We start from the raw sequence: 12,240 nt of genomic DNA on the forward strand, positions 1-12,240 counted from the left end.
GAATAGAGCTCCCTCGGAACAAGTCCCCTCCGCCGGTCGAGCTGGAGCCGACCATTCACCCCGACCGGCTCGCTGATCGGCCCGAGCGAAAGCCCGGACTCTACGATATCTTCCGGATCAGCGGCATCCGCGGCCGGGAATCAGCCGCTCTCGTCGGATCGCGCCATGCTCACCGCAAGGTGTAAGCGTCGCGGGACAGGCGGAAGTAGTGACTGCCGGCGCTGCAATACATGTAGTCCGTGGTGCTGTAACACTCGACTTGTCCCACCCCCGTGGTGGTTTCGTAGCCGAGCACCGGCAGGCCCGGATCCGCCACCGTGTCTCCGGCGCAGGTGAACTGCGCCGCGCGGCCGACCGCCATGGTGACCGTGTGCCCGTAACCGCTTGCGCCACAACCACCTACCGGCTGCGCCGGCGGAGTGAACACGAAATCGCGGACATCGCAACGAACATCGGTACCGTCGGTGATCATGCAGGCGATATTGCCCGACGGGGACTGGAACCGGTCAAAGCTGTACTGCGGCCCTCCCGGATGGGCTCGGGCAGAGCCCGACGCCGACACCACCGCCCCTGCCGACACGACCGCCAGAGTTGACCATCGCATGTGATCAATCCTTTCTCAGCAGACTCACTTGCCGTAATCATGCTCCCAGCAAGACCTTTCGAGAACCTTGCACGGCCGCCGTTCGGCACATCCGCCGTCGACCGGCTCTTAGTCGTCACGGAAGCGACTGCGTCACAACGATTCCGGCTTGCGCACGGTGGCAGCCACGTGCCAACCGAGCACGCGGATGACGGTCAGCCCATCACCGTGACAGCGACCTGCCGAAGACAGCAACCGATGCCGGGATGGTATTTCAGAAGCGCCAGCGGGCCAGTTCGACCAGATCCGCAGGGTTGGCGTGGCGGTGGCGTTCGGCTTCGGCGCGGCGGACGGTCACCACGGAATCGTGCAGCTCCGGTCCCATCGCGGCGGACAGTACGCGGGATTCGGCAAGACGGTCGGCAGCCTCGGCGGCGGTGGTCGGTAGACGCAGGACCCCGGCGGCGGTGCGGTCCGCGGGATCCCACGTCGCCGGGTCGCCGTGGATGTCCGGCGGCAGTCGCAGATCCTCGGCGATGCCCGCCAGCCCGGCCGCGATGACGGCGCCGACGGTGAGATACGGGTTGCCGGTGGCGTCGAAGCACTTGATCTCGGCGTTGGCCGCCTGTTCCTCGGTGCCGCGCAGTCCGGTGATGAAACGCAGTGCCGCCTCCCGGGTCTCGTGTCCCCAGCACTGCCACACCCCGGCCCATCGGGACGGCTGCGACCTCAGGAAACTCGACGGATTGCCCGCGCCGACCGCGATCAGGGCCGGCAACTCCCGCAGCACCCCGGCCAGGAAACACTCACCGCCCGCCCGCATTCCGTAGGGCCCCTGCCCGCCGGTGAACAGTGAACCCTGCTCGTCGCGCACCGAAAAATGAAGGTGCGCACCGGATCCCGCGCCGTCCGGATCGATACACGGCGCCAGTTGCGCACGCCAGCCGTACCGGGTCGCCAAGTGGCGGATGGTATGCCGTACCAGCACCACGTCGTCCGCGGCGGCCACCGGGTCGCCCGGCGCGATCGACAACTCGAGTTGCGAGAGCGCGTATTCCGGATGGAACTGCACCACCTCGATGCCCTGCCGGGTGAGCGCCTCGACCAACGCCACCGCATAGTCGGACACCCGGCCCAGCCGGATGATTCCGTACCCCGGACCCTCCACGACCGGGTCGAACTCCGTGGCGTCCGCGCCCAGAGCCCACTCGGTTTCGAACGCCATCGACAGCTCCAGCCCCATCTCGTGCGCGAGCTCCGCCTGCCGTGCGGCGAAACGCCGCTGGCAAGCCGCGAAACGAGTGCCGTCCTGGGTGAATTTGTCCGCCGGCGCCCACGCCCAACCGGGCTGAGCGGCCAACGCGGTCAACCGGGACAGATCGGGCACCAAGCGCAGGTCCCCATCGGGGCCGCCCAGATACCGGCCGGGCACCATCACATCATCGAAGCCGAACGTGTCGAAACACGGCGATACCCCCACCCCGAACCGAGCCGCGTCCGAAAGCCGCGCTCCCGGAACAGTTTTCACCCGCGTTATCCCGGCGTTGTCGACGAACGACAGGATGACCAACGTCGCGTCCACCTCATCGGCCGGAGGAGTGTCGGCCGGTATGCGATCCGGAGTCTGCGCCACGGCTTCCACGCTAGCGCCTCGTCCTGGTCGCCGAGGCCGCGATGGTCTCGGATCCGTGCGCCAGGGTGGCACCACGACATCGCTTTCCCGATGGTCGATAGTGGTCGTATGAAACGAGTACTCGCGTGTGCAGGAATCGCCGCCGCCGCTCTGCTCGCCGCGGCGCCACTGGCCTCCGCCGATTCGAATGACGTATTCGGCCCGCACGACTGGTCGAGCAGATTCGCCTCACAGAACAACGTGATGCTGTCCTCACGCATACTGATCAGTCCCTACGGCACCACCCGACCGCTCATGTGCAGCGGCGGCGACGGCCACTACTCACTGTTCCCCCACGACTGCACCCAGAACGATGACAACGGCGTTCCACACCCCGTGGACCGCGCCATCCCGTTCGGCACCGGCGGCATCTACATCTACCGGTAACCGACGGGGCCCTGCGCGCCGACTCCGCCACGACCATCCTCGGCTGTCTTCACCGCGAGACGACGGCCCCGGGTACGACATCGGACCGCACGGGAGTGTCGGATCGCCGACCCTGTCGCACTTTCGGCAGGGCCGGGTGTTCCATCGAATAGGACTTTGCGGAGGCGGCGATGGCCCTGCAGGCGGCGTGCTGGTGTACGTGCGGTTCTCCGTACGCGCTCCGGCCCTGACGAACCTGATGTTCGCGGCGAGGATGGACGACCCGTCCGCGGCGCCCGCGGACGCGGTCGGTTCGCGCATGGCCTTGGGTGAGGGTTTGAAGTAGCGGCGCAGGTTCTCGTGCCATGCCGCACTCGCCATCCGGCTTTGGTCGAATGCGAGGCAGCGGCGCCCCTGAAACCGGTGAACTCACATGACAACGCTCCGGTCGGTTCGCTCCGGCACGTCACACTCATAGCCGCGGCCCCTGCCCGCGCTCGTCGCGCTACGGCGAGCCCGTGGCGGCAGATGAACTCCGTTGGCGCTCTTCATCTATCAGGGTGGTGAGGCCGGCGATCGTGATGCGCAGGGCGAGTTGGAAGCGCTGGTCTTGGTGGGTGGTGGTGACGGCCTGGATCGCTCGGGCCGAGAGCGGATACCTGGTGGGATCGGGCGCCGCCGATTCGCTGGAATCCTCGGCACGCTCTCGCAGTTCGGCTAGTGCCTGTTCTTCGACACAGAAGCCGACGACGAAGTGTCGCAGCAGCATCGCGCACTGGGGTGCGAGATCCGGTGGTGTGCCTGCGTCGTGCAGGGCCTGGAGAAATGATTCGGTGATGTCGAAGGTGGCCGGGTCGGCGGCCAGGAATCCTGCGAACGCCCGCCCGCCGTCGCGGTGGCTGAGGATGGCCGCTCGGAGCGCACAGGCCCACCTGGTGAAGAGGTGCTGCCAGGGGGCGCGACGGTCGGCGGCGGTGATCGTCGCCGCCGCGTCGGCACTCATGGTCACCGCCATGGCGCGCAGGATCTCGCGCTTGGACTTGATGTGCCAGTACAGGGTTGGTGATTGGACACCAAGTTCGGCGGCCAACGCGCGCGTGGTGATGGCGTCGATGCCGCCGGTGTCGAGCAAGCGCAGTCCGGCGCGGGCAATGGCCTCTCGGGTCAGTTTCTTCGCCACCTGGTCAATCTATCATCGAACCAGTACTCTCTATCAACGATAGGGATCTAATTATCGTTGATAGAGCAGTGATCGAGGAGTTCGAGATGCGCAGTGATAACCCCATGAGCCAGGTGATCATCGCGGGGGCCGGGCCCACGGGCCTGACCCTGGCCGCCGAACTGCGTCGAGGGGGGATCGACGTGCTGCTGCTCGAGCAGCGTTCCCATCGCAGTGTGGACGGATCTCGCGCCGCCGGAATGCAGCCCCGCACGCTCGAGATGCTCGACCAACGCGGTATCGCGGACCGCTTCCTCGCCGAAGGCCCACCGGCACCGGACCTGAGCAGCTTCGCCGGAATCACTGTCGACTACTCGGCATTGCCGAGTCGATTTCCCTACCTGCTCAACATCTTCCAGGCCGACGCCGAACGGCTCCTCGAGGACGTCGCCGCCGAACTGGGCGCGCCGGTGCGGTGGTCCACGGTGGTGACCGGGGTGGAGCAGGATGCCACCGGCGTGGACGTCGCCGTCGATGGCCCAGCGGGGCCCGCGACACTGCGAGGCAGCTACCTCGTGGCCTGCGACGGCGGACGCAGCACCATTCGCAAGCTCACCGGAGTCGCATTCCCCGGCACAGATGCCACGACGGTGTCGCTGACCGGCGATGTCGAACTCGACGACCCGCCGCCGCGGCGATTGTTCCTGGACCGCCGTGAGCTGGGCACGATCAGCGCGATGCAGTTCCGGCCCGGCTGGTTTCGTGTACAGACCTCCGAATCCGAACGCCGCGCGGCTCCCGACGCTCCCGTGACTATCGAGGAACTGCGAGCATCGGCGCGGCGGGTGGCGGGAACCGACTTCGGGATGCACAGCCCGCGGTGGCTCTCGCATTTCAACGATGCCACCCGGCAGGTCGAGCGCTATCGGATCGGGCGGGTGCTCCTGGCAGGGGACGCCGCGCACATCCATTTCCCATATGGCGGGCAGGGCATGAACATGGGTATGCAGGACGCCTTCAACCTCGGCTGGAAGCTCGCCGCCGTGCTACGCGGCGAGGCCGCCGCCGCGCTGCTCGACACCTACCACGAGGAACGGCATGCGGTCGGCGCCGCAACCCTGAAGCTGACCCGAGCCCAATCGGTGTTGCTCGGGCCCGGCGAGCCGGTCTCCGAGTTGCACGCCGTCTTCACCCGGCTCATCGGTATGAACGAGGTCAACGCCTACCTTGCCGCAACGCTGTCGGGCCTCGACATCCGATACTCCGGCACCGGCACACACCCGCTGCTGGGCCGCCGCGTCCCCGATGCCGAGATCGACACCGGCAGCGAGACGGCCACGATCCATCGGCTCATGCGCTCGGCAAAGCCTGTGCTGCTGCACCTTTCGGGTGAAGCAACGTTTGCCGACGCTGTCGCCGGATGGACGGAGCGAATCACCATTGTCACCGCCACCACCACCGCGCCGTGGGCACTGGCCGATGGCAGTACCGTCGCCGCGCCCTCGGCGGTGCTCATCCGGCCCGATGGCTATATCGCCTGGGTCAGCGAAGGTGCACCGGACCTGGAAGCCTTGCGCGAGGCTCTCACCATCTGGTGCGGAGTAGCCGATCGAACGGGTCAACTTCCTTCCCTATCGAGGCAGTAACGGCAAACCCAACCTCAATCTCTGGTCAGGTGCCCCGACTTGCGACCTGCATGCCGAGGCACTGACGGGGGCGACGAGTGACGTGACGGCGGCCATCGCCACCGGTTGGTCATGCGGGGGTGAGCGCCAGGTTCAGGTGCGCGAGGCGGCGCACGATCAGGCTGGGGACGTAGGCGGGTTCGGGGCCGCTCAGCGCGATGGTGGTGGTGGCTTCGAGCAGTGCGCGCACGGCCTGGGTGGTTTCTTTGCGGGCGAGGTGGGCACCGAGGCAGAAGTGGATGCCGCGCCCGAAGCTGTGATGCAGTTTCGGCTGGGCACGGTCGAGGTCGACCCGCTCAGGGTCCTCGAAGATGCGCGGGTCGCGGTTGGAGGCGCCCCACATCAGCATCAGTCGTGCACCGGATTCGAGTTTGATTCCGGCCAGCCGGGTGGGGGCGGTGGTGACGCGAAAATGGCCGCGGAACGGGCTCTCGACGCGCACGGCTTCCTCGACCAGCGCGGCGATCCGGTCGGGCTCGGCGCGCAGCGTGGCTTGCAGGTGCTCATCGCGAGCCAGCAGCCGTACCGCGGTGCCGAGCAGGCTCGTGGTCGATTCCGCGCCCGCGGTGACCAGTTGCACCAGCAGCATCGCGCCCTGATCACGGGTCAGGGTTCCCGAGGTGACCGCCGCGGCGACACTGCCCAGCACCCCGGTGTCCGCGCCCGGGCGGGCCTGGTCGAGGCGTTCGCCCAGGTACTGGGCGAATTCGAGCACCGAGAGCGCGGCCTTCCCGGCGCGTTCGGGACTGGCGACGCCGGACACCAGATCGATCGCCGCGTCCGACCACGCGGTGAGCCGCGCATGGTCGGCGCGCGGGAGCCCGATCAACTCACCGATCACCCGCACCGGCACCCGGTGGGCGACCGCGGCCATCCAGTCACCGCCGCCGGAAGCGACGAGCCCGGTCACCGCCGGGGCGACCGCGGCGTCGATCAGCTCGGTCGTCTCGGCGACCGCACGCGGGCTGAACCGCGACATCACCAGAGCCCGCTGCGCGGTGTGCGCGGGCGGATCCGCGGTCGCCAGCACATCCACCCCGGCCCCGGCCTGGGCCACCGACACCGTCGCGGACCCCGACACCGCCGACAACACCGCGACCAGATTGCTCGAATAGGTCTGCGGGTCGGCCAGCACGGTGCGGATCGCATCGAACCCGAGCACCACATACATCTGCTGATCAGCCAGATAATGCACGTCCCCGGCACCACGCAGCCGCTCGAACAGCGGATACGGGTCCTGCAACGCCTCGGCAGAGAACACATCGGCAGTGGTCATCGGCGACACCGTCCTTTCACACGTTGTATAACGTGTTATACAACGTGTTCTCGTTTTGCGGTACCCTTCACCGGTGATCGATGACACTGCTTCCCTGCTGCGCGAGTCCCGTGACTCGTTGCGGGTGGTCCGCGAGTTCGGTCCCGCCGAACGCGCGCGCCGCGCCGAGATCGCCGCGGTCGCCCGCGCGCTGGCCTCCCGGCACGGCTACAAGGGCGTCACGATCCGCGAGGTCGCCGCCCAGGCCGGCACCACCCCGGTCACCGTCTACCGCTATTTCAGCTCCAAGGACGGCCTGATCCAGCACCTCATGGCCGACTGGGCCCTGGACACCCTCGACCGCCTCACCCGGCTACCGGCCGACCCCGCCGCCGAACCCGCCGACCGGATCGCCACCGCGTTCTCCCAATTCATCGACTGGGCCGCCGAAGACCGTAACCTGCTGCAAGCCGGAATGAACTCCGTGCACTCCGGCGACGGACCCGGAATCAGGGTATGGCGGCCACTGTTCACCGAACTGGTCCGCGCCGCCCTCGCCGACCCCGACTGGACCGACGACCACGACCAGGCCCTGATCCTCGGCCACGTCCTGACCACCTGCCTGCTCGACCTGACCACCAACCCCGCCAACATCACCGACATCCGCCACACCATCACCCGCGCAGCACAACTACTCTTCACCACCCCCGATCCGCAGCATCAGCCCTAGGCAGCACCAGGCGGGGCTCTCGGCCGGTCTGGTGAGCTGACGGCCCGGTCAGCTCACCAGGTCCCGGCGGATGGGACGTCCGGCTACTCCCCGCCCAGCCGGAAGAGGTGTTCAGCGTTGAGATGGGTGATCTGCTCCCGCTCGCCGGGCGTGATGTCGAGTTCGTCGAGAAACTCCCGTGTGCCCTCGAGCCGCAGGAACGGGTAGTCGGTCGACCAGATCAGTCGGTCGAGTCCCACCACCGTGCGGATGAAGTCGAAGTGCGGTCGGTGGAACATCCCGCTGGGGGTGACCCAGACGTTCGAGCGGTAGATCTCGGTGATCGTCCGTGACAGCCCGGTATCACCCGGCGAGAGGACGTCATCGAGGCGGCTGAGGTAGAAGGGGACCATCTCACCCCAGTGGCCACTGATGACCTGCAGGCCGGGAAGGTGCTCGAAGACTCCGGCGAGGATGAGCCGCAGTACGTGGATGCCTGCCTCGTGGTGCCAGCCCCACGCGCCCAGGGAGAGTTCGGCGGTCACTTTCTCGTTGAAGCCCGCATAGTAGGCCTGCTGGACCTGCGGGACCGGATGGAACGGGTGCACATACAGCGGAACCCGCAGCGCGGCAATCCTTTCCAGGATCGGTCGGTACACCGGATCGTCCAGGAACCCGGCGCCGGGGCGCCCCAGGATCAGGACTCCGCGCAGGCCCAGTTCGGTGACGGCACGGTCGACCTCCGCCACGGCCGCGGCGGGTAGCTGCCACGGCAGCGCCGCCAGCCCTTGGAGCCGATCGGGGTGGGCGGCCACGGCGGTCGCGAGCCGGTCGTTGGCCGACCGGCACAGGGCGATCGCCTCGTCCTGGGGGACCAGTTGGATCGGGCTGGTCCAGGAGACGATCTGCATGTCGATGCCGTGCTCGTCCATCCGGCGGATGCGGTCGGGACCCAGGTCGTTCCCGAGACGGAGCGCTTGCGCGATATCGACCGCGGGCCGCCGGCCCGGGCCTGGCGGTACCGGGGAGGAGCTGGAACTCTGCGTACGCATGTACGGCGCTTCCCGAGCCAGGACCGGACCGGCCGCCGCGGCGATCGACTGGTCGATCGCATGTTCTTCGATACAGATCAGTGTCATTCGGTCACCGCCCGCTCGAGGGTTTCTTCGGCGAATTCACGGAACGTGGTGGGCGTGGTGTTCTCGGTGGTGCGCGGTACGGCGTTGTTGATGCCGCGTTCGCCGGCGAGGTCCATGTCCATGGCGGATCGGGCCATCGCCGCGGAGAGTCCGCGGTCGATGAGGAACTGTTCGACCGCGGCGCGGTCGCCGACCCGGTAACCGATCGGCATACCGAGAACCTCGGTGAGGATGTCGGCGATATCGCGGTGCGAGAGGTCCTCGCCACCGAGGACATCGACCGTGTCCTGCCCGCTCCAGGTGCGGTCGAGCAGATACCGGGCCGCGAGCGCCGCGATGTCCTTCGTCGCGATCCACGGCATCGCGAAATCGGCCGGTAGCGTCCCGGTGATGACCCCGGTCCCGATCGTGGCCGACTGCCGGAGAATGTTGTCCATGAAGGTGGGCAACGCGAGGGCACGCACATGCGCCCCGGTACTGCGGAACAGATCCTCCATCGCATGCGAGGCCGACACGTGCCCGGCATAGATCTGCGATCCGCGCCCGAGCGCGGAAACGATCACGACACGGGGCACCGAATGGCGCACCACCGCGTCCGCGCCCGGGATCGAGGCGGTGACGTACGCCTCGTAGGGACTGCTCGCCGTCGCGGCCGCCGGCATCAGCCAGAACAGTGCGTCGGCCCCCTGGAGGGCGCGGTCCACGATGTCGGGATCGCGGTGTGACCCGGTGACGATCTCGGCTCGGTCGCGCACTTCGGCGGGCAGCTTGCCGGGATCCCGGACGATGAGGCGGATCGGCTCGTCCCGCCTCAGCAGCGTTGCCACGAGTTTGCTGCCGATCTGCCCGGTCGGGGCGGTTATCACGATCATGGATGATGACTCCGATCAACAGAGAGAAACAGAAGTAGACTCTACTGTACCGTTTACTTGGAGGGATGTCATGGCCCGACGCGGAGAAGCGCTACGCGAGCACATCCTCGACACGGCAAAGCTCGCATTCCTGGAGACCGGTTTCGAACGAACCTCGATGGACGCGATCGCGGCACGCGCGGAAACCTCGAAACGTTCGCTGTACGCACACTTCCCGACCAAGGACGCGTTGTTCGTCGCCGTCGTCGAGCGCATCCGCACCCTGTTCGACGAACGGATCGGTGTGCCCGCGGACTACGCCGAGCAACCGTCGGAGGCGATCGTGCGGTACTGCGGGCGCTTCGTGCAGCTGTTGTGCTGGTCCTCGGTCGGGCGCATGGCCCGCCTCGGCATCGGCGAGGCCGAACGTCTTCCGGACCTGGCGGCCGGACTCTACGAGGTCCTGTTCGATATCACGACCGGCAATCTCGCCGCGTATCTGGTGACAGCGTCGGGGCTGGCGGACCAGCAGGCCCAGAACGCGGCAAACGATCTGATCGGCCTCGCGATCCACCCGACGTTGCCCCGGCTACTGTTCGGAGTCGATCCACTCACCGAGAAGACGCCGGAGCGGACCAGCCTGGCGACCGACGTCGATCTCGACAGAATCCGGCGACTCGTCCACCTCGTCATCCCCACCGATGACAGACCATGACGCCACAACGAACGACCGGTGTTCGAGTTCAGTCGGCGATCCAGCTTCCGTGGAAGCCGAGCGGCACACGGGCGGGCAGGTGGACGGTGGCGATGGGGTCGCCGGTGAAGTCCTGCGCGGAGAGGATCACCAGGTCGGCCGCGCCCCGCTCGGGGTTGTTGACGTAGGAGAGCACGTAGCCGTCGTCCTCCGCCTCGCCGGCGGCGATGAAGACCGGCTCGCCGACGAACGACTCGCGCCCCATCCGTCGCGTCTCGTGCGTACCGCGCTCCAGATCGTGCTTGATCAAGGTGTTGTCGAACGCTTCGTCGGGCAGGTCCTCGGGCTCCTCGCTGGGGTGGAAGACCTCGTCCATGTCGAGTGTGGCGGCGGTGTAGCCGTAGCGGTACGGCAGGCCGGTGCGGCGCTCGTCGATGCGCGGGAACTCCTGCGACCGGTCGTCCAGCCGGGTGTCCGTCACGCGTCCGGTGCGTACGTTGATACGCCAGCGGTCGAGCGTGGGCGCGCCTCCGCGGGTCAGCTGGGCGTCCACGAACCGCTTGGGGTAGCGCACGACGTCCACGACCACCTCGTCGCCATCGTCGTAGGCGTTGAGGGTGTGGAACACCCAGCTCGGCTCCACCTCGAACCAGCACACGTCGCCGGTCGTGCGGGACAGGAGGCCGAGCCGCGGGGTGTGCGCCTCGTTCCACGCGTACGGCAGCTGCACCCCGCTCTGGGCGTGCGGCAGGCTGATCGTCACCGGCAGGTCATAGATCACCACATACCGCTCGGTGAGAGCGAAGTCGTGGACCATCGGCCCGTCGGGGACCGGGATCTTCGTGACCTGCTTCACCACACCCGTGGGGTCCATGACGATGTGCTGGTGGTGGTCCCAGCCGAAGAAGTTCGCCACCGCGTGCAGGTCGCCGTTCGCGGGGTCGAAGTGGGTGTGGCCGGTGAACCCACCGGACAGTCCGCCGCCGAAGTCACACGAGCCGATCGTCTCGAGCTCGTAGCTCAGCTCGTACGGCAGCGCTCCGCCTTCCTGCGTCGCGAATGTGCGCCCGGCCAGCCCGATCACATGCGTGTTGGGGGCGAGGTCCATGCCGGCGTGCACCGGCCCTGAACGTGGTTCCTCGCCGAGCTGCCGCGCCACGTCGGCGCTGCGCACCCACCGGTTGCGATACCACTCGGCGCGGCCGTCGCGCAGCCGCAGGCCGTGCACCATCCCCTCACTGGTGAGCAGGTGGCCGGCGCGCGGGTCGTCGAGGCTGAGCGGGTTGGGGCCGTTACGCAGGAAGCGGCCGTTCAGCTCGGCCGGGATACGGCCGGTGACCTCCAGGTCGAAGGCCGTGATCTCCTCGGTCGCGGGGGTGAAGCCGCCGATGAATGGTGTTGTACTCATGGGAATTTCCTCTTGTCTCTTGTCGAACGGTCGCAGGATCAGACGGTCGTGAAGACGTCGTCATATCGAAGGCGAGGCAGACGTGGATAGCCGGGCGAGCCCTGGACCGGCATGCCCACATTCACCACGGCCACCGCCTGAAACTTGCCGCCAGGAAAGAAGTCCCCGTCGAGAGCCTGGTGATCGAACCTGGTGACGGGCGCCGCAGCGAGGCCGGCCGCGCGAACGCCGATGATGAAGTAGGCGAGCTGGATGTGGGCGTTCATGAGCGCGGACGCGATGCGGACCTCCGGCTCGGCCTCGGCATAGATCTGCTCGGCCTCGGGCAGCACCGGGAAGGTCTCGGAAAACCTGAGGTGGAAGTTCAGGTCGGCAGCGAGAACGACCGATAACGGCGCTGCCCGGGTCTCGGCCTTGTTGTTCTCGTCCACCACGTGCTCGACCAGCCGCCCGCGTGCCGTTTCCGACCGAACGAGGACGGCGCGCAGCGGCTGCTGGTTCATCGCGGTCGGGCCGTGCTTGATCAGGTCGTGGATGGCACGCATCCGGGCGTCCGACACCGGCACGTCCTGGAAGTCCGTGACGGTACGGGCTTCGCGAAAGAGCATGTCCTGCGCGTCCTCGGCGAGCATCAGCTCAGCCGAATCTGGTTGTGTCACTGTTCACTCCTGAGGTACTGCTGCGAATTGGAAAAAGATCTCCACGACCGGAACAGGCGG

12 protein-coding genes are annotated in these 12,240 nt (G+C 67.5%); 4 read left to right on the forward strand and 8 right to left on the reverse strand.

Features of this window, described 5'->3' with window-relative positions; genetic code table 11:
* Positions 1 to 169: 169 nt before the first annotated feature.
* Together NRB20_RS23660 and NRB20_RS23665 are read right to left on the reverse strand one after the other, a co-directional pair.
* Positions 170 to 472, reverse strand: a complete 303-nt coding sequence (locus NRB20_RS23660; RefSeq protein WP_153412618.1) for a hypothetical protein — start codon at positions 470 to 472, stop codon at positions 170 to 172.
* A 385-nt stretch (positions 473 to 857) separates the two neighbouring features.
* Positions 858 to 2,216 (reverse strand): glutamine synthetase family protein, encoded by a 1,359-nt coding sequence (locus NRB20_RS23665; protein ID WP_319945310.1) that lies wholly within the window; start codon positions 2,214 to 2,216, stop codon positions 858 to 860.
* A gap of 108 nt (positions 2,217 to 2,324) precedes the next feature.
* Between NRB20_RS23665 and NRB20_RS23670 the strand changes: the two genes are divergently transcribed.
* Positions 2,325 to 2,642, forward strand: coding sequence for a hypothetical protein (locus tag NRB20_RS23670; protein WP_153412620.1), 318 nt, complete (start codon positions 2,325 to 2,327; stop codon positions 2,640 to 2,642).
* A gap of 484 nt (positions 2,643 to 3,126) precedes the next feature.
* On the opposite strand, the gene NRB20_RS23675 is transcribed toward NRB20_RS23670, so the two are convergent.
* Positions 3,127 to 3,801, reverse strand: coding sequence for a TetR/AcrR family transcriptional regulator C-terminal domain-containing protein (locus NRB20_RS23675; protein WP_153412622.1), 675 nt, complete (start codon positions 3,799 to 3,801; stop codon positions 3,127 to 3,129).
* Positions 3,802 to 3,887: 86 nt separating this feature from the next.
* Here NRB20_RS23675 and NRB20_RS23680 point away from each other — a divergent pair, with 86 nt between their 5' ends.
* Positions 3,888 to 5,426 (forward strand): FAD-dependent monooxygenase, encoded by a 1,539-nt coding sequence (locus NRB20_RS23680; protein ID WP_153412624.1) that lies wholly within the window; start codon positions 3,888 to 3,890, stop codon positions 5,424 to 5,426.
* A gap of 109 nt (positions 5,427 to 5,535) precedes the next feature.
* Here the strand turns inward: NRB20_RS23680 and NRB20_RS23685 are convergent, their stop codons facing one another.
* Entirely contained in the window at positions 5,536 to 6,741 is a 1,206-nt protein-coding gene (locus tag NRB20_RS23685; protein ID WP_153412625.1) for a cytochrome P450, read from the reverse strand.
* A gap of 73 nt (positions 6,742 to 6,814) precedes the next feature.
* Here NRB20_RS23685 and NRB20_RS23690 point away from each other — a divergent pair, with 73 nt between their 5' ends.
* Positions 6,815 to 7,450, forward strand: a complete 636-nt coding sequence (locus NRB20_RS23690; RefSeq protein ID WP_194289977.1) for a TetR/AcrR family transcriptional regulator — start codon at positions 6,815 to 6,817, stop codon at positions 7,448 to 7,450.
* An 83-nt stretch (positions 7,451 to 7,533) separates the two neighbouring features.
* Here NRB20_RS23690 and NRB20_RS23695 read toward each other — a convergent pair whose 3' ends face one another.
* Together NRB20_RS23695 and NRB20_RS23700 are read right to left on the reverse strand one after the other, a co-directional pair.
* Positions 7,534 to 8,568, reverse strand: a complete 1,035-nt coding sequence (locus NRB20_RS23695; RefSeq protein ID WP_153412627.1) for an amidohydrolase family protein — start codon at positions 8,566 to 8,568, stop codon at positions 7,534 to 7,536.
* Positions 8,565 to 9,440 (reverse strand): NAD(P)H-binding protein, encoded by an 876-nt coding sequence (locus NRB20_RS23700; protein WP_153412628.1) that lies wholly within the window; start codon positions 9,438 to 9,440, stop codon positions 8,565 to 8,567. The genes NRB20_RS23695 and NRB20_RS23700 overlap by 4 nt, the downstream gene beginning before the upstream one ends.
* Before the next feature lie 70 nt (positions 9,441 to 9,510).
* Between NRB20_RS23700 and NRB20_RS23705 the strand changes: the two genes are divergently transcribed.
* Positions 9,511 to 10,134: a TetR/AcrR family transcriptional regulator gene (locus NRB20_RS23705; protein ID WP_153412629.1), complete on the forward strand. Its 624-nt coding sequence runs from the start codon at positions 9,511 to 9,513 to the stop codon at positions 10,132 to 10,134.
* Between the two features lie 28 nt (positions 10,135 to 10,162).
* On the opposite strand, the gene NRB20_RS23710 is transcribed toward NRB20_RS23705, so the two are convergent.
* Both NRB20_RS23710 and NRB20_RS23715 read right to left on the reverse strand, forming a co-directional pair.
* Positions 10,163 to 11,521: a carotenoid oxygenase family protein gene (locus NRB20_RS23710; RefSeq protein WP_153412630.1), complete on the reverse strand. Its 1,359-nt coding sequence runs from the start codon at positions 11,519 to 11,521 to the stop codon at positions 10,163 to 10,165.
* A 38-nt stretch (positions 11,522 to 11,559) separates the two neighbouring features.
* Entirely contained in the window at positions 11,560 to 12,180 is a 621-nt protein-coding gene (locus NRB20_RS23715) for a malonic semialdehyde reductase (RefSeq protein WP_319945311.1), read from the reverse strand.
* Positions 12,181 to 12,240: the final 60 nt, after the last annotated feature.

The sequence above is a fragment of the Nocardia macrotermitis genome (assembly GCF_009604405.1).
Classification (GTDB): domain Bacteria; phylum Actinomycetota; class Actinomycetes; order Mycobacteriales; family Mycobacteriaceae; genus Nocardia; species Nocardia macrotermitis.